This is a genomic window from Shewanella sp. Isolate7, assembly GCF_022398425.1.
GTDB lineage: Bacteria > Pseudomonadota > Gammaproteobacteria > Enterobacterales > Shewanellaceae > Shewanella.
In genome coordinates, this window is record NZ_JAKEVJ010000072.1 from 1 (window position 1) to 19,143 (window position 19,143).

Sequence of the window (19,143 nt, forward strand, 5' to 3'; positions counted from 1 at the left end):
ATCGTATCGTTTCCAGTGGATAGGGACGACGACCATTGCCCGCTTTTGGATAAAAGGGCTCAATCACTTCCAGCAGTTGAGTCCATGGTAATAGGTTGTCCATCCGAGATAAGAAAATCTCTTTACGGGTCTGGCGGCGCTTGCTGGAAAACTCACTATCGGCAAAAGTTAACTGTTGGCTCATGGGCGGTAATGGCTGTGATTTACTATGTAGCTATGATCTCACATCAGGGACTTATTCGCATCTTCCCTAGTTATTAATGGGTCTGTTTAAAGTGACGCAGAAGCCAATAGACAGGACGAAGATCCTTTCCACCGATAGATTTAAGCGGCGCAATAAGATAGTTAAGCCACTGCCACTTCTCCATCTCTTGCTTTGAAGCCTGCCAGAGCGACTCTCCCCCCGCAGCACGGTAGGCAGCAATCACAGGGTCGACAATCTCAGGATGGGGCCCGATGTAGCGATACAGGCTATGGATATAGACGAGGAGATCTCTGCTCTGCTGCCTATGCATATCGCTGTCTTGCTGATTTGCCTCGAAATCGATAAAGGAAACATTACCCGCGTGCCAACAGATATCCCTTAGGGCGGGCCTGCCGTGAGCTAAACCTTTTAGATGCAGTTGAGCCAAACCGATTGCACTATCCTGTAATATCTTGAGCTTCTCGGCCTCATCGATCTCAGCATTTAACCAAGCATTAATCGGCATGCCTACGTCGGCAACGACCAGAAACCCTTCACCGCTGGCAACCAGTTCGGGCACGGGAGCCCCTTTCTTGGCGAGTTGAGTAAGGGTTGTTATCTCAAGCTGCAGTGCCGCCTGGGGCTGGGACTTTAGCCAGCGCATGGCGCCGGTGAGACGCTCTTCCTGTTTAAGCCAATACTTGCGACCTTGGTATTCGAAACTAACTATTCGTTCGCCCTGATGTTCGACAAGCAGTTTATCAATCACATGTTGAAGGCTAGAAACAGTCACACAAGATACTCCGGTAAAAGTGAAAGGGGATTATGTGTGCAAGCTTGCGCAAATGCAATCTTCAGGGGCGTAAGCGGGGAAACTATGAGCGACACCAGACTGACTGATAGGTGACGGCTATGGGGAGAAAGCGAGAGACGTATCGACCGACACGTCTCAAGAATACCACGCGATAACCGACGGTACTTTTTATACCAATCACAATAAGTATGTGATCAGAAATAGCGCAGGAAAAATGCTTGAGAACAAAGCAGGATTTTTAGATAAGTAGTTATTCTACAATTAAAAATACTAATACAGTTATCGAGCGTTTTAACAAGCTAGAATGATCAATTATTTATTACGGTTGGTATTACACCAAGCGGCTTAAGCTTCTTCGTTCCAAGGGGTCGCCTTGTTTTCAAGCAATACGGGGATCCCTTCGTTAATCGCATAGACCAAACGGTCTGCCTTACAGATAAGCTGCTGATTAGCCTTGTCGTATTCAAGCTTCCCCTTACACACAGGGCAGGCAACTATCTCTAAAAGTTTCTTATCAAACGCCATGTTAATTTCCTTGTTGTACGTTTTAGCGCCGCTCAAGCAGCGTTAACAATTGCTGTTCAAATTCTGGTGCTATCTTGGCATCTACCGGCAGATACCACCAGTTAGACTTTGCAAAATCGCGACATTTAACCGCATCTTTCTCTGTCATTAGCACGCCTCGCCCCGCCGCGACCGTCTCTATGGCGTCTAGGCTGTAGGCCTGATGATCGTCAAAGGCATGTTGGTGAACGGGATGAACCCCAATATGGGTTAGGGTATCGAAAAATCGCTGTGGATTGCCTATTCCGGCGATCGCCACATTGTCAGAAAGCGGATTATCGACTGATACCGCGCCGTCGGCCACGCTGCGCCAATTACCGGGAGCCAGCGCCATCTCAAACTCCTGCGAATGGGCACGCTCACCATTGACTAAGGTAAAATCGACTGTGCGCTGACGCCAGCGTCCTTCTCGCAGGGGCCCTGCAGGTAACAGCAGACCATTACCGAAACGACGCTTGCCATCGAGCACTAAGATCTCCACATCTCGCTCGAGTCGATAATGCTGCAGTCCGTCATCGCTGATGATGACGTCTACCGCTTGCCATTCTAGCAGGGCTTGACCCGCGGCCACGCGATCGCTGCCTATCACCATAGGCACTTGAGTGCGCGCGACTATCATGGCAGGTTCATCGCCGACTTCACTCGCCGGCATGCCAGAGACAACCTGTTTACAGCCGGTAAACTCGACGCCATAGCCACGGCTGATCACCCCAGGGCGATAACCATGACGACGCAGCAACTCGATGAGATAGATAACCGTGGGCGTCTTGCCACTGCCACCGACCGTGATGTTACCCACCACGATAACCGGCACATCCAGGCGCACACTTGACTTAAGCCTCAAACGAAACAGCTGTCGTCTGAGGCTCGTCAGCAGGTAAAACAAACCACTGAGGGGCAAAAGCAGCAGAACAAGCAGCCAGTGAACACCTAGCTGCCTGTCATACCAGAGACGATTAACCAACGTCTGCATAGTAATTAGCTACCAAACTGCATCTGGTACAGGTTGTAATAGATCCCCTGCTTCGCCAGCAGCTCGCTATGAGTACCGCGTTCGACCACCTTGCCCTGATCGACCACCAAGATCTGATTGGCATTTTCAACCGTCGACAAGCGGTGAGCGATCACGATTGAGGTGCGGTTCTGCCTGAGGTTATCCAGCCCCGTCTGAATCGCCTTCTCCGATTCGGTGTCCAGCGCCGAGGTCGCTTCATCGAGTATCAACAGGGGTGCATCGCGCAGTATCGCCCTGGCAATGGCGATACGCTGACGCTGACCACCTGAGAGCATGACGCCGTTCTCCCCGACCTGGGTATAGATCCCCTCGGGCATGTTACTGATAAACTCCCAGGCATTAGCGAGCTTTGCAGCATCTATGATCTGCTCCTCACTCACCTCACCCGGGTAGGCATAGGCGATGTTAGCAGCAATGGTGTCGTTGATCAGGGTGACTTGCTGTGACACCAGGGCCACCTGACGACGCAATGACGCCAGCTTATAGTCTCTCAGGCTCACATCATCCAGGCGAATATCACCGCTTTCGAGATCCGAGTAGAAGCGGGTGATGAGGCTGGCTATGGTCGACTTACCGGAACCGCTGCGCCCCACCAGGGCCAGGGTCTCGCCAGGATTGACCTGAAAATCGACATCTGTCAACGCCAAGCCTTCCTGATTGTCATAGCGGAAGTTAACCTTGTCGAAGCTCAGGCGTCCCGCCACTCTTTGCGTCTCATAGGTGCCATTATCCACCTCGGCTGGCGTGTCTAACACCGCAAAGATGGTGCTACAGGCGGCGATACCTCGCTGAAACTCGGCGTTGACACGGGTCAGGCTCTTAATTGGCTGCAACATGGCGAGCATGGCCGCCAAGATGGTCGCAAAGGTACCCGCGGTAAGGTCTGCACGCATGCTCTCAAGACTCGACGCATAGAGCACGAAGGCCAGCGCCAGGGAGCCAATCACCATCACCAAAGGCTGGCTGATTGCCTGGGCCAGGGCCAGTTTCATGGTGCGCGAGCGGTTATCGTCGTTCACCTTGGCAAAACGCTGAGATTCGGCCTGCTGACCACCGAAGACCAACACATTCTTATGGCCTTTAATCATCTGCTCGGTGACCGAGGTCACCCCCCCCATGGCGGTCTGGATCTGTTTAGAAACCTTACGGAATTTACGGCTGACCACGGCAATCACCAGGCCAATCAAGGGCCCGACGATCAGGATACAGAGCGAGAGTTTCCAGGAGTTGTAAAACATCACCCCCAGCATGCCGATCACAGTAATACCGTCACGCACTATGGTGATCAATGCACTGCCGGACGCCCTGGCGATCTGCTCGGTATCGAAGGTGACCCGGGAGATCAAATTACCGCTGCTCTCGGCATCGATATAGCTCACGGGCAGCTTGAGGTAATGTTCAAACACCTGCTGACGCATATCCATGATCATGCGCGCGCTGATGTAAGAGATGCCGTAGGTAGATAAAAAGTTAGCCAGGCCCCTGAGGGTAAACAAACCAATCACCACAAAGGGCGCGGTTTTTAACACATCACTGTCGGAGTTAAAGCCGCCACTCATGCCGAGATCGACGCCTTCCACCAAGCCGGGTGTGGTCGGCACATTGCTGGCAAAGCCCTGATCGATAAAGGGTTTAATTGAATAAATAAAGGTTGCGTCCACCAAGCCATAAAGCACTAGGCCGAACACAGACAGAAATAACACCCCTTTAAGCGGGACAAGATAGGTCAGCAGTCTGAGAAATACGCTGCTAACTTCACTTTTCGAAGCATTTGTCATTCGGGATTCTATCAATAGATGCAAAAAAGCGTATTCTACTCTGGATTGCCAAACTCACCAAATTCAAAGCGTTGATTATACCAAAATGGCGCCAAATCCCGGCGATAACCCGAGACTAAAACGCCCTCTTCGCCCAGTGTTAAACTGAGCTGACCATTGTCCCCCGTGCTGTACTGGCGCGCCCTTGTCCCGTTGAAGCGCCTAACCACTTCGGCCTTGGGAAAGCCATAACGATTGTTAAATCCGGCCGCGTAGAGCACGATATCCGGCGCACTTGCCTGAATAAAGGCGCTGCTCGATGAGGTATTGCTGCCGTGATGCGCCGCGATCAACACGGTACTGGTCACCTCTGGCGTCTGCGTCAGGAGTGACTGCTCACCCTCACGCTCGATATCCCCAGGGATAAGTACGCTTCGACTGCCGTCACTTATCCGAACTATGCAGGAAGCATTGTTGCCAACGCCAGCCTCTCGCGGCCCCAGTAGCTCTAGGGTAAGTCCCCGCCAGTGCATGCTCTTGGGGCGACAGTTCATGGCACCAGGATAGTCGAGGTCAGTCACAAGCTTGACCTCGGGATGATGGGACAACAAATAGTCGGCGCCGCCGGCGTGGTCATTATCCCCGTGGCTCAGCACCAGATAGTCGAGCTTGCCTATGCCACGATAATGCAAGAAGGGCTGAATCACCCTTTCTGCGTAGCTAAAGTGCTCACCGAAGGCGGCGCCGGTATCATAGATTAATCCATGCCCCTGCTTCTCGACCACCAGGCTCAGCCCTTGCCCCACGTCTAACAGATGAACCTGCCAACGGCGAGGATCTGTCATCCCTTGAGGTAAACACCACAGACAGAGCGGCATGAGAAGCACCAAGGGCATCCATCGCCAGGCGCCTGAGGCCAGTCGCCAACTGATAACGGCAAGCAGGCTAAACAGTAGGGCCGAGACAAGCTGCATCGAGGCTGGCAACCAGTGAACAGGAAGTTTGCCTAACCAGTCGAAAGCTAAGGTCATGGGGGAAATGGCAAGATCTAACAGATAGAGGGGGAAGCTCACGGGCATGCCGATATAGACGCTAGTTACCCATGTTATCAAGGCCAAGAAGCTTAGTGGGATCACCACCAGACTAAACCAGGGTACGAAGATCAGGTTAAATATCAGCGCGTAGGGCGCAAAGCCGCCAAACAGCAGCCCCTGCAAAAGACCCAGGGATAAACTTAGCCGCCACTGAATCTGCCACATCTGGCCAAGGCGGTATGTCAGCTTCTGCCAAGACGATAAGTGCTCATCTGGCGCGGGCGCTGATTGGCCGAACCAGAGAATGATCGCCAGCGCGCCGAAGGAGAGCCAGAGCCCGGCACCGAGAATACTTAAAGGGTCCAGCAACAAGACGATGAAAAGCGCCCATAGCAGCCGCTCAAATGGCGAGGCGTAGCGCCTGATAAGCCCAAGCCAAATCACCATAACCAACATGATGAGCGCTCGCTGGGTCGGCAACCCCAGTCCGGCAAGGAAGGCATAGAGGCCGCAGCAAACCAAGGCCACTAAGGCGATGGCTTGGCGATTGCCAAGTCCCAGGCGAGGACGCAAGCGCCCTAAAAGATAGCCTCCCAGCCCCATGACCCAGAGCGCCAGTACCGACAGATGTAGCCCGGAGATGGTCACCAGATGGCCGGTTCCACTCTGCCTTAGCCCCTGCCAATGCGCCTCGCTTATCTGCTGCTTATCCCCCAGCATGAGCGCCAGCATCAGATCGCCATTGGAAAATGTGGCCACGGCCTGCCGCAATGGTGTCAGCAGCCTTGCTCGCATCCCCCGCGGCGACGATAGACGCTTGGCCACAATCACTCTGCCCTTGCCTATGATGTGCTTAGACAACAGATAGGCCTGCTGATTAAATCCCCCTTGATTAAGCACGCTGGTGATCGGCTTGGGGGCAAGCGTGAATTGCCACACCTCACCTATGGCGACTTTTTGTTCGCTTTGCCAGCGCAAGCGCAAATATTTATCAGGAAATTGAAGAGGATGGTCGGTCAAAATACGAATATCGGCATTTATCCAGTCGCCGTTTCGATAAACTAGTGATATGATTTCGCCCCTGACTGTTGGCGGCTCGCTGGAATTTTCAGGCGTAAAAACCAAAAGTTGGTGGCAAAATAGACTCATCCAAGCTATAGCCAGAAGGCAACCAGCCAATAATTTTGACCATTTCAGCATGATGACGGCAATGACTAACACCACACATGCAAGTGAAAGGGTCGGCAAGGCGGGCCAGAGCAGCGCGGAGATGAGGGTGGCACAATAGCCAAACATGAATCGATTCATAATGAATAATTTAAGACTGCAACACTAAGCTATGCCAAAAAAATTCATTCAACGATATATGCCCAAACCCGAGACGCTGCAGAATCATAAACACCTGCAGATGTTCGGTAAGTTGCTCCACAAACCTAACCTCTGGGCACTGAATCGACGCTCCGCTCCCCTCGCCTTTGCGGTCGGCCTGTTTGTCGCTTGGATCCCCATGCCGTTTCAGATGGTGTTAGCCGCGGCGTTAGCCATACTGTTTAATTGTAACTTACCTGTCGCCGTCGCGCTGGTGTGGGTCACCAATCCGGTCACCATGCCCTTTATGTTCTACGCCGCCTACCTCTTTGGCGCCAAACTACTCGGCCACCCTCCCCAAGAATTTGCCTTCGAAGCCAGCTGGCAATGGATAGAGGCCTCACTCTTCACCATAGGCCCACCATTCTTGCTGGGTTGTCTGGTGTTTGGGATCATCTTTGCGGCCTCGGGTTACTTTGTCGTTCACAACCTGTGGAAGTACTCGATCCTGTTTAAGTGGAAGAATCGCGCCAAATAGTGATGTTTCACACTGCATTGCTCACCGGGCATTAGTCACCGGACAGTGCACCTATACCTATGCCTCCCTAAATCTCGCGACCTACTGCATTTGGCTGTGACTCGGGCTTAGCTCGCTCAATCACACAAGCAATTAGCCAGGTACAGGTAGCCTGGTAAGCAGCTAGCCACGTATGCAGTTAGTCACTTAAGCATTCGCTTAACTAAATCATTACCCCGATATCGACGATCATTCTGGGTTAACCATCACCCACAGCATAAGCTGCTGAAATTGTCCCTTCGCATCTCATAGAAACTTAAGATAGAATAAACAAATTGATTACAAGGCTAACACTTTGTATCTATCTGAATGACATGCCCTAGATGAAGTCGCCCGTTAGAATAATCACAATAAATGCAGGAAGGCCATGCACTTAAATTCAAATAGAAAACATGTCGCGATCTTCGCATTGCTCTCCTGCTTGTTTCTGCTCGCCGCCGTGATCACCATAAGTGCGCTAACAAAGTACTTTGTTAACAATGAGATCCAGCAAGAAGAGGAAAACCTGCGCAAAAACCTGGCGCTGCTTCGCTTCAACTTCGAGGCCACAATCTATAAAGACACCTATCTGGCCGATAGTCTGGCCACTGTGGTCACCATAGACCCCGATTTTGCCATGAAAAACTGGCATGTGATCGCCGCAAAACTGCTCGACAAGGCGCAGTACGTACGCAACGTCGCCATCGCACCAAACAATATTATCTCCTTAGTCTATCCCCTCAAGGGCAACGAGAAGGCGGTGGGCTTCGATTTTCGCACTCAGCCAAATCAGCTTAAGACAGTGCTACTGGCAAAGGAGCAACAGTCGGTGTTTATTGCCGGGCCGGTGAATCTGGTGCAAGGCGGGCTAGGCCTTATCGCCCGCTACCCTATCTTCAAAGACTATCCCAAAAACACCCAATATTGGGGCGGGGTGAGCGTGGTGATGAACTATAACCAGTTACTGCATGATACCGGGATCACGCAATTTAAGGGCGGTGATATCGCCATCAAGAAACAGCTAAACGCTAACGAAGCGGAACAGGTTTTCTATGGCGATCCCAGTATTTTTGAAGATGCCGATGCGATCTATCCCATCAAGTTGCCCAGTGGAACCTGGAACCTAGCCGCCAAATTTCATGTTGAAAATCTCGCTCGCATCAATCACCTGCGCCTAGGCATAGTCGGCACGGGGACGGTCGCAGCCTTTACCCTGTATATGCTGATGCTGCTGCTATTTCGTAACTATCAGCACACCCACAGGGCGGCCCTGCACGATGAATTAACCCATCTCCCTAACCGACGCTTCATCATCAATGAGCTCGACCGCGTGATGAACAAGCATAACCAGCCATCTTTTACCTTACTCAACATAGATCTGAACGACTTTAAAAGGGTAAATGACGAGCTGGGACATGAAGCGGGCGACGAGTTGCTAAAATATGTCGCCAATCGTCTGGTGACAGAGGTGGGGATTAAGGGGTCAGTCGCGCGATTTGGTGGCGATGAGTTTCTCATCTTGCTCTATGACGTGACCGACGGGCAGGAGGTTGAAGCCATCATGGCTCACATCACCCAGGCGATAGAATCCCAGCCTTTCTTTTGGCAATCACAGCAACTGACGCCTTCGCTCAGCATAGGCTACGCCACTTTTGATGGGCAAAATGCCGACATCAAAGAGTTACTCTCCGATGCCGACAAGCGGATGTATCTACAAAAACGCGCCTACCGAGAAAGTCGTTAACAGCCTTCTCTGGTATCAGCGAGAGCTAATGCCCAGCCAGTGCCTCGGCGGGATGGATGCGGCTCGCCTTCCAGGCCGGATAGAGGGTAGCCAGCAGGCTCATCACCAAAGCAAGTGACACCACCAGCACCACATCCAACAGATGTAGCTGTGATGGCAAGAAATCGATGAAATAGACGTCGGCCGACAATAGCTGCACACCAAATAGCTGCTCAATCCCGCTGGCAATGGCGCTAAGATTCAAGGCCAGGGTGATCCCCAATGCCCCACCGATAAAACAGCCTAACAAACCATTCAAGGCCCCCTGCACCACAAAGATCCCCATGATGGTGGCTTTGGCCATCCCCATGGTCAGCAAGATAGCGATCTCAGACTGCTTGTCGCGCACCGCCATCACTAAGGTGGAGACGATATTGAAACAGGCCACGGCAATCACCAGTGCCAACACTAAGTACATCACGGCACGCACCAACTGAATATCCTGATAGAGATGCCCCTGGGTGCGAGTCCAGTCCGACAGATACATATACTGCGACTGACTATAGCCCAAGGTGCGGATCAGCTGCGGCGCAGCAAAGACATCGTCGACCTTGATGCGGATCCCGCTCACCCCCTCGCCCAGCCCCAATAATTCGGCGCCATAATCCAGCGAGATATAGGCCGTGGTCAGATCTAGCTCGCCGCCGAGCTCAAAGATACCCGCCACCTTAAATTGATGACTCTTGGCCGAGCCCAGACCTCGACCCGCAGACTTACCCGCGAGGTTTGGCGTGTAGAGACTCAGGGTGTTGCCAAGCGACAACCCCAGGGCATCGGCGAGCCCCTTACCCAGCACTATGTTGTTCTCTTTGGTGGCCAGCGCCTGCCAGGCAGCTTCTGGCATAAAGTCGTCGATATTTGACACCTTGGCTTCTAGCGCGGGCGTGATACCGATAACCGTGAGCCCTTGAAAGCCGCCGGGCTTCTGAATCAGCCCCTGAATGCGCACAAAGGGCGCGCTGGCCAGAATGCCTGGGATCTTCTTGGCATCCTCGGCTATCTGCGGCCAGTCATGAAGCGGCTCATTCACCCCGGTCAGCTCACCATGGGGTACGACCCCCAGCAGACGCTGCTCAAGCTCCTGCTCGAAGCCGTTCATGGCCGACAGCACAGTGATCAGCACAGCCACCCCAAGGGCGATCCCCGCCGTCGAGGCAAAGGAGATGAAACTGATGAATCGATTCGACTGACGCGCCATGTAGAAGCGCCAGCCTACCCAGAAGGCGAGTCTCTCTCTCATGCCATCTCCCAGGCGCTTAACTGTCCATCTTGCATCTTAAGTTGTCTGTCCATGCGCGCGGCCAGCTTAGGATCATGGGTCACCACCACAAAAGCGGTACCCAGCTGGCTGCCCAGCTCACGGATAAGCTCATAGACGGTATCGCCGCTCGCGGCGTCCAGGTTTCCGGTAGGCTCGTCGGCCAACACCAGTTTCGGACGATTGATCAGCGCCCTGGCTATCGCCGTACGCTGGCGTTCACCACCCGACATCTCGGCCGGTGTATGATGCAGCCTGTGCCCAAGGCCCACGCGATTAAGCAGCTCTGTCGCCTCCTGCTCAACTTCTTGGCGCGGCCGCTTCTGGATAAGTCCAGGCATGGCCACATTTTCAAGCGCGGTAAACTCGGGTAAAAGGTGGTGGAACTGGTAGATAAACCCCAGCTCCTGATTGCGGATAGCCGCCTGACGTGAAGGTGACAGCCGATAGAGATCTTCGCCGTCAAACATCACCTCACCACTGCTCGGTTTATCTAAGGTACCCATGATATGCAGCAAGGTACTCTTACCCGATCCCGAACTGCCAACGATAGCCACCTGTTCGCCCTTGGCGATACTGAAGTTAACGCCACTGAGCACCCGGGTATCTATGCTGCCTTCGTGATAGCGCTTGCTAACGTTATTGACTTGAAGTAACAAAGGTTTTTCCTGTTGGGTCATAGATCATTCGTACCTTAAAGCTGTGGCTGGTTGCACGCTTGCCGCCCGCAGCGCGGGATAAACGGTCGCCAAAAATGTGATTGCCAGGGTGCCGACCACGATAAGGGATAACTGCCCCCACTCGAGTTGCACCGGCAGGCGTTGACCTGCCCCAAGCACATGAATGCCGAGCGCCGAAAAGAGGGTGTTAATATTCAAAGTTGCCAGCACGCCGATAACCAGGCCGCCCACTAAGCCTAAGACGGCGTTAAGCGATCCCTGGATCATGAAGAGCCCCATGATGCTCCCTGTGGTCAGGCCCTGGGTTTTCAGCACGGCAACATCTGTGGTCTTATCCACCACCATCATCACCAGGGCCGAGACTATATTGAAGGCGGCCACGGCGATGATAAGACTCAGCATCAGCGACATCATGTTCTTCTCCATCTTCACCGCCGAAAACAGATGCCCATAGCTCTCACGCCAATCGCTGGTAGTGATGCTATCACCCGCGGCCTCAAACGCGGCCTTGACCTTAGGGGCCAGTTTACTTGCCTTGAAGGGGTCTGCCAGATAGAGACGCAGCGACTTGATCTCATTAGGGGATTTGCGCATCAGGCGCAGCGCATCTTCATGGTGTATATAGGCAAGGCTTGCATCGACCTGGGAGCCCATCTCGAAGACGCCAGCCACGGTAAACTTACGCTGACTCGGTACCGGCCCTAGCGGTGAATAGACCACGCCATCGCCGCTCAACACACGAAGCCTGTCGCCGGGTTTCACATCCAGGCGACGCGCCAGCTCGGCGCCTATAACAATGCGGTATTTACCTGCCTCAAGACTATCGAGGGAGCCATTGAAATGGCGATTGAGACGCGCGAGATTGTCTTGCTCAAGTTCGGGATAGATGCCATAGACCTGCACCGCGCTGATGCTACCCGGTGCCTGCAACATGGCCTGGGTGGCCACGCTCGGGCTCATGGCCAAGATCTGCTTGCCATCGACAAGGCTGGACGCGACAGACTGCCAGTCACCAAGATGCTGCTCACTGTGCACCGTCAGTTGCGGTACCGCGCCCAAAATGCGCTGCTTGAGCTGTCCCTCCAGGCCATTCATCACAGAACTGACGATGATCAGCGCCGCCACCCCAAGCAAGATCCCCGATACGGCAAACAGGGTAATAAATGAGGCAAATGGATTGGCCTTACGTGCTCGCCAGTACCGGTAACCTATGGTCCAAGATAACGCTAAATTCATGTTTGGCAGGGTCTCTTTGTATCAGAGCCTTGATAAATCATTAAGATGGGCACGATAATAGGGGGAATAGCCCCCTAAAAACAAGAGGCAATCCGTTGAACAGCCAATCAAACTCCTATTTTAGCGTCGCGCATGGGTTCGCCGCTTACCTATCGCCCTGGCCTAAGGAGCAGCCGCTGCCCAACGACTATGAGCTAAGAGCCATGCTGCCGCTCGGCATGCAACTCATCAGCCAAGTGAAGGCGATGGAAGCCGATTGTCTGCTGCAACTTCGAAACCTGGATGATGAGGCGCGCACCGTAGTCGACTACCTCAAGCTACAGTCGCGCAAAATCGATCTTGTGCTGCAGCATGTGCTGGAGCAACAGACCCACGAGGGTGAAAAGTGCAGTGGGCTGCACTTTGGCGGCAGCGGTATACATATCTTAAGCCCGACAAAGCTTGTGCCCGGCGAGGCCTATCGCATCACCCTGCATATCAGGGAGGTGCTTATCGCCATTCTCTGTATTGGTGAGTGTACCCGCTGCGAAGAGGAAGCATCTGAGGGCGGTTTCGATTGTGAGCTCAGCTTTATCGAAATTCTCGATGAGGACGTCGAGCAACTGGTGAAAGCCAGCCTAAATATTCAACAAAAACAATTACAACAACGTAAAAAGCAGCAACAAACCCCAAGGTAGTTTTCACTGGCACTGACGGGGCTAAGCCTCTACAATGACCGCATCATTGTCGATTGTTGGCCTTAGTCTGTTTTCATGAATGCTTTCTCCATCCTCACACCACCTAAAGTCAAAGGGATCAAATCCCCGCAAACCCTGAGCCAATTAACGGGTGCCGCCCAGGCGATCAGCCTAGCTAAATTGTGCGAGCAGCACAGTGGCCTGACCTTAGTGGTGACGCCAGATACGCCCAGCGCGCTCAGGCTAGAGGCCGAGCTAGGCTACCTGTTAGCGCCACAAGACGTGCCTGTCATGCTCTTCCCCGACCGGGAGACCTTGCCCTATGACAGCTTCTCGCCTCACCAGGACTTGGTATCCCAGCGGCTAGAGACCTTATCGCGGATCCCGAGTGCAGGCCATAGCCTGGTGATAGTGCCCATGAGCACCCTGATGGTGAAGTTACCGCCACAGTCTTTCTTATCCGGCAATGTTCTGCTTCTCAGCAAGGGCGACAACTATCCGTTAGAGGCGGTGCGCAGCCAACTGGTCAACACCGGCTATCATCATGTGGAACAGGTTTACGAGCATGGCGAGTTTGCCGTGCGCGGCTCTATCATAGATCTCTTTCCCATGGGGGCTCAGAGTCCATACCGCATAGAGCTGTTCGATGATGAGGTCGAATCCATCCGCGAATTTGACCCTGAGACTCAGCGCTCCAGCGGCGAGATCCAATCGATTCGCCTACTACCGGCCAAAGAGTTTCCCACCCATGACGCCGCCATCGAGGGGTTTAGGCAGCGCTACCGCCGCCAATTCGAGGTCGTGGTTAAGGAGCCCGAGTCCATCTATCAGATGGTGAGCCGCAAGGTGATGCCCGCCGGGATTGAGAGCTACCTGCCGCTGTTCTTCGATGAGACGGCCAGCCTGTTCGACTATCTACCGGGTGAGTGTCAACTGGTGCAGGTAGGCGATCTCGAAGGTGCGGCCAGGCACCACCTGCAGGAGATCCACCAGCGTTATGAGAATCGCCGGGTCGATCCCCTCAGGCCACTACTGCCGCCAAAAGACCTCTACCTGCTGACCGAGCAAGTCTTCGAAGCCTTTAAGCAGATGCCACGCTTCCTGGTCAAGGGCAATGAGGCAACGGGCACCAGCATCGCCGCACAGGTTGAGGCATTACCTGACATCACCGCCAACCACAAGCTAAAGCAACCGCTCATTAGCCTTAAAGCATTTGCCGATGGCGGCATGCCAATCCTGTTCTGCGTCGAATCAGAGGGCCGGCGCGAGGCGCTGCTGGAACTGCTGGCCAAGATAGAGATAAAACCAGCACTTGTAGACCATCTGGACAGCTTCAGCCAAAAGCCTCAACCCTTTGGCTTGATTGTCGCGCCGCTGGCTCAGGGCGCCATCTATCACCCCAAGAAAGGCCCAAGCTGGGCCCTGGTGTGTGAAACCGAGCTATTTGGTCAGCGCATCGCCCAGCAACGCAGGCGCGATAAACAGCGTCAGGTCAGCCAGGATGCCCTGATTAAAGATCTGGCGGAACTCAAGGTCGGCCAACCCATAGTCCATCTTGATCACGGCGTCGCCCTCTACCAGGGTCTGGAGACCTTAGACACCGGCGGCCTGGTGGCCGAGTATCTCAAACTGGAATACGCCGGCGGCGACAAGCTCTATGTGCCAGTCGCTTCCCTCAACCTCATCAGCCAATACAGCGTCGGCGCCGATGATTCGCCACAGCTCAATAAGCTGGGCAACGAGAGCTGGACCAAGGCCAAGCGTAAGGCCATTGAGAAGATCCGCGATGTGGCCGCCGAGCTGTTAGACGTTTACGCCCGCCGTCAGGCACGTCCCGGTGAGGCCTGCAAGCTAGATAGAGAAGAGTACGCCCAGTTTGCCGGCAGCTTCCCTTTCGAAGAAACCGTAGATCAGGAAACCGCCATCGATGCCGTGCTCACCGACATGTGCAGCCCCATCTCGATGGACAGACTAGTGTGTGGCGATGTGGGCTTTGGTAAGACGGAGGTGGCCATGCGCGCCGCCTTCGTGGCGGTCAACGACGGCAAACAGGTGGCCATTTTGGTACCCACCACCCTGCTGGCCCAGCAGCACTATGAAAACTTCAAAGACAGATTTGCCGACTGGCCAATCAAGATAGAGGTGATGTCTCGCTTTAAGACCGCCAAGGAGCAACAGGCGGTACTCAAGCAACTGGAACTCGGCCAGGTGGATATCGTCATAGGTACCCACAAGCTGCTCCAGTCCGAGGCTAAATTTGAAAACCTCGGCCTGCTCATTATCGACGAGGAACACAGATTTGGCGTACGTCAGAAGGAGAAGATCAAGGCGCTGCGCGCCAATATCGACATCCTCACCCTGACGGCGACCCCGATTCCGCGCACCCTCAACATGGCGATGTCCGGCATGCGGGATCTCTCCATCATCGCCACACCGCCGGCCAAGCGCCTGGCGGTGAAGACCTTTGTACGTGAGTATGACGACGCCACGGTACGCGAGGCGCTGCTGCGTGAGATCTTAAGGGGCGGCCAGGTCTATTTTCTGCATAACAGCGTCGAAACCATAGAGAAGCGCGCCCGTGAAATCGAGGCGCTGCTGCCCGAGGCGAGAGTGATCACCGCCCATGGCCAGATGCGCGAGCGCGAGCTGGAAAAGGTGATGTCGGACTTCTATCACCAGAAATACAATGTGTTGGTGTGTACCACCATCATAGAGACCGGCATCGATGTGCCGAGTGCCAACACCATCATCATAGAGCGGGCCGATAACTTTGGCCTGGCGCAGCTACATCAGCTGAGGGGCCGAGTAGGACGCTCCCATCACCAGGCCTATGCCTACCTGATGACGCCCCATCCTAAGCGCATGACCAAGGATGCCGTTAAACGCCTGGAGGCTATCGGCGTACTGGAAGATCTCGGCGCCGGCTTCATGTTGGCGACCCAAGATCTTGAGATCCGCGGCGCCGGGGAACTCTTGGGTGATGAACAGAGCGGCCACATCTCCAAGATAGGATTTACCCTCTACATGGAGATGCTCGAAGATGCGGTGAAATCCCTCAAGGAGGGCAAGGAGCCGTCACTTGATCAGATGCTCAGAGGACAGTGCGAGATTGACCTTCGCATCCCTGCCCTGCTGCCGGAAGACTATGTGGGCGACGTCAACATCCGCCTGTCACTCTATAAGCGTATCGCCAACTGCGCCACGGCGCAGGCACTGGACGAGTTAAAGGTCGAGCTTATCGACCGCTTCGGCCTCTTGCCACAGGCGACCAAGAACCTGATGGAAGTCTCCCTGTTCAAACATCAGGCCACGGCGCTCGGCATCGCCAAGATAGAGATGCATGCCAAGGGCGGCAGCCTGGAATTTAATAACGACCACTGTGTCGCTCCTGGCTTTATCATAGGGCTATTACAGAGTCAGCCACAAAATTATCGTATGGACGGCCCAAGTAAGTTAAAATTCTTGATGCCAACAGAGACAGACAAGGATAGGTTAGCCCTGTTATCCCTGATCATCTCTCAACTCATGCAAAATCGCCTTGGAGAACCCCGTGCTTAAAAAGAGTCTTTTATTGGTGACCACCCTCGCCTCACTATCCGGCGCCGCTTGGGCAGACAATGAGCGCTGGTTTGAGGTGGAAGTTTACCTGTTTGAGCGTCAGGGAAGTCAATTAGAAGAAACCTTGGCAAGCCCTGGCAATCGCCACACGCGTCAACCGATAGACATGATCTCGCCGCTATTTGCCACAGATATTACCGGCACCAGCCTTGGCCTTGAGGGCTGCAACGCCCAGCAGTGGCTGGAAACGCCCGAGGAATGCGACAAGCAGCTTCAACAGGCACAGGTGACTCACCCCAGCCAGATCCCGGCAACCATAGGCGCGCCGACGCCGCAATACGCCACTCTGGGCGCGGGCACAGTCTTATTGGCCGACTCTCAGTCGCAGTTTGGTGCAATGATCGACACTTTAAAACGTGAGGCAGGACACAAGAGTCTGCTACACATGACCTGGCAACAGTCTATGCTACCTCGTCATCAGGCCAAGCCTGTGCGCCTCTATGGCGGCGAAGATTATTCAGACCGCTTCAATGAGGATGGCTACGCGGTGAATGCTGCGCCCCAGCTCGATAACAGCGACATTCCCCAGTTTAATTTCGATTTGAATTTCGAGGAAAAGCAGGCGGAGCCTATCTGGGCACTCGATGGCACACTCAACATCTACCTGAATCACTACCTCTATGTGGAAACGGCGTTAACCCTGCATAGAGCAGGCAGTAAAACACAACCTCAACCTGAGGATGAAACCCTTGTAAGCCAGATACCTTATCTGCACAACATCTATATGACACAGAATAAGCGAGTGAAGAGCGACGAAATCCATTATTTCGATCACCCTAACATGGGCATGATTTTACAGATCAGAAAGATGGAACAGCCAGGTGAGCGCCCCACAGAGGTGAGCCAACCGAGCGTCATTCCGCAAAACTAGCTTAATAGCCAGAAGCAAATAGATAAAAGTTATTAGTAGAAACTAACTCTTAGAGAAGAGGTAGAGCGAGAAGAAATAGCGCTCATCTACCTCATCCTCTACCTAGGTCTATTAGTCACCGAGTGGGCAAGGCGACAAGCACTGCGGCGACTCACCTCAATAGACAGAAAAATCGAGGTAGATCTCATCTGCCTCGTCTTCCTCCACCAGCACATTGTCCACCACAGACTGGGGGGATCCCTGCTCACTCCAGGCGATAAAACGATCGACAGCTAAGCCGCCTCCCTGCAATAAAATCAGTACCCTGCCATCTTCCAGGTTCTTGGCATATCCCGTCAGCCCCAATTCATTGGCCTTCAGCTGACTGTATCGCCTGAAACATACGCCCTGAACCTTTCCCGATATTGTCAATAATACCCGCTTCATCTGCGCCTCGTTCTTCTTATCGATCTAACCCTTTGAAGATAACCTAAACTTGGTGGATGGGCAAAAAATAGACAAAAAAAACAGCTAACTAATAAAGTGGTTAGCTGCATCGGGCGACATACGCAAACTGGGAAAAGGTCGTTAAGACCATCATGTAGCAATATGTATCACTTTGTATCATAAAATGGATAAGCTATGCTAGATTTGAATAACAAAATTTGTTGACCACTTACGCTCAGCAATGGACTAAATTCAGGATATTCAACCATTTTTTATCATTTAATCACCATAAGCCCCTGAAAAATACTTGTCTCTGTGACTCGAAAAATACCGGCATTTTCCCTCTTAAACCGACAAGGCTTAGGGAAGGCGACTTAACCCAAAGCCACTTATCCCAAAATCTCTATGCCGATTAAGCCAGCATCAACAGATAACCGGCTTGGCGCATAATCACTCAGCCTGATCTGATCCAATACTTTTGGACATCTCGCTAAGTGAGTAAACTCGCTTATTGAGGTGAAATATGTCAACAAAGAAACCCCGCAAGATCCACACGCAAGAATTTAAAACAGAAGCGCTGAAGCTTGCTCTGAAAATTGGTGTAGCCGCAGCAGCGCGTGAGCTTAATCTTTACGAGTCACAACTCTACAGTTGGCGCTCTAGTGCTGAGAAGAAATCAAACACCACGTCAAGAGAAGCGGAACTTGCTGCCGAGGTCGCAAGACTTAAACGCCAACTCGCTGAACAAGCCGAAGATTTAGCCATTTTAAAAAAGGCGGCCACCTACTTCGCGAAGAACCAAAAGTAGCCAGRTTTGAGTTCATCCTTGAGCATCAGCACCGTTTTTCTCTCAAGCGGATGGTTGATGTGCTCAAGGTATCGCGTAGTGGGTATTACACCTGGCGCCAGAATGGCATGACACTGAGTCCAAGAGCGATTAAGCGTGCGGCTCGTGAYGTGCTGATTAAAGCGTCCTTTGACGATTCCAAGAAGCGCAATGGCGCAAGACGAATTCAGCAAGATTTAGCGGATAATAACTATAAGGCGGACATCAAAACCATTATGGACAGCATGTCACGACAGCGTTTAGTGCCAAAGGCGGCGAAGAAATTTAAGGTCACTACTGACAGTAACCATAAGCATCCAGTCGCGCCTAATTTGCTAGAGCAGAACTTTACTGCAAATGCGCCGAACCTGAAGTGGGCTGGCGACATCACCTATTTGTACACCAACGAAGGATGGCTCTATCTGGCTGTAATTATTGACCTTTACTCTCGCACCGTGGTGGGTTGGTCGATGGCAAGTAGGATGACATCGGAGCTTGTTTGTGACGCTTTGAGGATGGCGTTATTCCGCCGAGGT

Annotated in this window: 14 protein-coding genes and 2 pseudogenes; 6 read left to right on the forward strand and 10 right to left on the reverse strand. The window is 53.1% G+C overall.

The annotated features are described in order from the left end of the window. The 6 genes and pseudogenes from L1D47_RS16260 to L1D47_RS16285 form a co-directional block, all read right to left on the reverse strand. Positions 1–184 (reverse strand): annotated as a pseudogene (locus tag L1D47_RS16260) (IS5/IS1182 family transposase); the annotation flags it as partial. Between the two features lie 73 nt (positions 185–257). Continuing rightward, the gene (locus L1D47_RS16265; protein WP_239886053.1) at positions 258–977 is read right to left on the reverse strand and encodes a lipopolysaccharide kinase InaA family protein; all 720 of its coding nucleotides are present in this window, start codon (positions 975–977) and stop codon (positions 258–260) included. A gap of 366 nt (positions 978–1,343) precedes the next feature. Continuing rightward, positions 1,344–1,523, reverse strand: a complete 180-nt coding sequence (locus L1D47_RS16270) for a Trm112 family protein (protein ID WP_041511559.1) — start codon at positions 1,521–1,523, stop codon at positions 1,344–1,346. 22 nt (positions 1,524–1,545) lie between these two features. Next, a complete protein-coding gene (gene lpxK / locus L1D47_RS16275; RefSeq protein WP_239886054.1) occupies positions 1,546–2,535 on the reverse strand; it encodes a tetraacyldisaccharide 4'-kinase in 990 nt (329 codons plus the stop codon). A 5-nt stretch (positions 2,536–2,540) separates the two neighbouring features. Beyond that, positions 2,541–4,355, reverse strand: a complete 1,815-nt coding sequence (gene msbA / locus L1D47_RS16280) for a lipid A export permease/ATP-binding protein MsbA (protein ID WP_041511561.1) — start codon at positions 4,353–4,355, stop codon at positions 2,541–2,543. Between the two features lie 35 nt (positions 4,356–4,390). Next, complete coding sequence (locus L1D47_RS16285) at positions 4,391–6,676, reverse strand: DNA internalization-related competence protein ComEC/Rec2 (protein WP_345778771.1); 2,286 nt, start codon at positions 6,674–6,676, stop codon at positions 4,391–4,393. A gap of 31 nt (positions 6,677–6,707) precedes the next feature. Here L1D47_RS16285 and L1D47_RS16290 point away from each other — a divergent pair, with 31 nt between their 5' ends. Further along, positions 6,708–7,214 (forward strand): DUF2062 domain-containing protein, encoded by a 507-nt coding sequence (locus tag L1D47_RS16290; protein WP_041511563.1) that lies wholly within the window; start codon positions 6,708–6,710, stop codon positions 7,212–7,214. Between the two features lie 406 nt (positions 7,215–7,620). Then, entirely contained in the window at positions 7,621–8,976 is a 1,356-nt protein-coding gene (locus L1D47_RS16295) for a diguanylate cyclase (protein WP_239886055.1), read from the forward strand. A 25-nt stretch (positions 8,977–9,001) separates the two neighbouring features. Here the strand turns inward: L1D47_RS16295 and lolE are convergent, their stop codons facing one another. Genes lolE through L1D47_RS16310 form a run of 3 tightly spaced genes read right to left on the reverse strand, consistent with a single transcriptional unit; the run spans position 9,002 to position 12,189 of the window. Continuing rightward, entirely contained in the window at positions 9,002–10,255 is a 1,254-nt protein-coding gene (gene lolE / locus L1D47_RS16300; RefSeq protein WP_239886056.1) for a lipoprotein-releasing ABC transporter permease subunit LolE, read from the reverse strand. Further along, a complete protein-coding gene (gene lolD / locus L1D47_RS16305; protein ID WP_239886057.1) occupies positions 10,252–10,953 on the reverse strand; it encodes a lipoprotein-releasing ABC transporter ATP-binding protein LolD in 702 nt (233 codons plus the stop codon). Before lolD ends, lolE begins: the two co-directional genes overlap by 4 nt. 3 nt (positions 10,954–10,956) lie before the next feature. After that, positions 10,957–12,189 (reverse strand): lipoprotein-releasing ABC transporter permease subunit, encoded by a 1,233-nt coding sequence (locus L1D47_RS16310; RefSeq protein WP_239886058.1) that lies wholly within the window; start codon positions 12,187–12,189, stop codon positions 10,957–10,959. Positions 12,190–12,284: 95 nt separating this feature from the next. Between L1D47_RS16310 and L1D47_RS16315 the strand changes: the two genes are divergently transcribed. From L1D47_RS16315 to L1D47_RS16325, 3 genes are all read left to right on the forward strand, one after another. Then, entirely contained in the window at positions 12,285–12,866 is a 582-nt protein-coding gene (locus tag L1D47_RS16315; RefSeq protein WP_239886059.1) for a hypothetical protein, read from the forward strand. A 75-nt stretch (positions 12,867–12,941) separates the two neighbouring features. Then, the gene (gene mfd, locus L1D47_RS16320) at positions 12,942–16,424 is read left to right on the forward strand and encodes a transcription-repair coupling factor (protein WP_239886060.1); all 3,483 of its coding nucleotides are present in this window, start codon (positions 12,942–12,944) and stop codon (positions 16,422–16,424) included. Next, on the forward strand, positions 16,417–17,355 hold the full coding sequence (locus L1D47_RS16325) for a peptidoglycan binding protein CsiV (protein ID WP_239886061.1): 939 nt from the start codon (positions 16,417–16,419) through the stop codon (positions 17,353–17,355). Before mfd ends, L1D47_RS16325 begins: the two co-directional genes overlap by 8 nt. 156 nt (positions 17,356–17,511) lie before the next feature. Here L1D47_RS16325 and L1D47_RS16330 read toward each other — a convergent pair whose 3' ends face one another. Beyond that, positions 17,512–17,781 carry an acylphosphatase gene (locus L1D47_RS16330; protein WP_011865427.1) on the reverse strand — a complete coding sequence of 90 codons (270 nt, stop codon included), beginning with the start codon at positions 17,779–17,781 and terminating at the stop codon, positions 17,512–17,514. 523 nt (positions 17,782–18,304) lie between these two features. Here L1D47_RS16330 and L1D47_RS16335 point away from each other — a divergent pair. Next, positions 18,305–19,143, forward strand: a pseudogene (locus tag L1D47_RS16335) (IS3 family transposase); the annotation flags it as partial.

Coding starts and splice junctions, on each gene's coding strand:
- L1D47_RS16285 (WP_345778771.1), bottom strand. CDS start 6,676: ATGAATCGATTCATGTTTGGCTATTGTGCCACCCTCATCTCCGCGCTG.
- L1D47_RS16330 (WP_011865427.1), bottom strand. CDS start 17,781: ATGAAGCGGGTATTATTGACAATATCGGGAAAGGTTCAGGGCGTATGT.
- mfd (WP_239886060.1), top strand. CDS start 12,942: ATGAATGCTTTCTCCATCCTCACACCACCTAAAGTCAAAGGGATCAAA.
- L1D47_RS16310 (WP_239886058.1), bottom strand. CDS start 12,189: ATGAATTTAGCGTTATCTTGGACCATAGGTTACCGGTACTGGCGAGCA.
- msbA (WP_041511561.1), bottom strand. CDS start 4,355: ATGACAAATGCTTCGAAAAGTGAAGTTAGCAGCGTATTTCTCAGACTG.
- L1D47_RS16295 (WP_239886055.1), top strand. CDS start 7,621: ATGCACTTAAATTCAAATAGAAAACATGTCGCGATCTTCGCATTGCTC.
- L1D47_RS16270 (WP_041511559.1), bottom strand. CDS start 1,523: ATGGCGTTTGATAAGAAACTTTTAGAGATAGTTGCCTGCCCTGTGTGT.
- lpxK (WP_239886054.1), bottom strand. CDS start 2,535: ATGCAGACGTTGGTTAATCGTCTCTGGTATGACAGGCAGCTAGGTGTT.
- L1D47_RS16290 (WP_041511563.1), top strand. CDS start 6,708: ATGCCAAAAAAATTCATTCAACGATATATGCCCAAACCCGAGACGCTG.
- lolE (WP_239886056.1), bottom strand. CDS start 10,255: ATGAGAGAGAGACTCGCCTTCTGGGTAGGCTGGCGCTTCTACATGGCG.
- lolD (WP_239886057.1), bottom strand. CDS start 10,953: ATGACCCAACAGGAAAAACCTTTGTTACTTCAAGTCAATAACGTTAGC.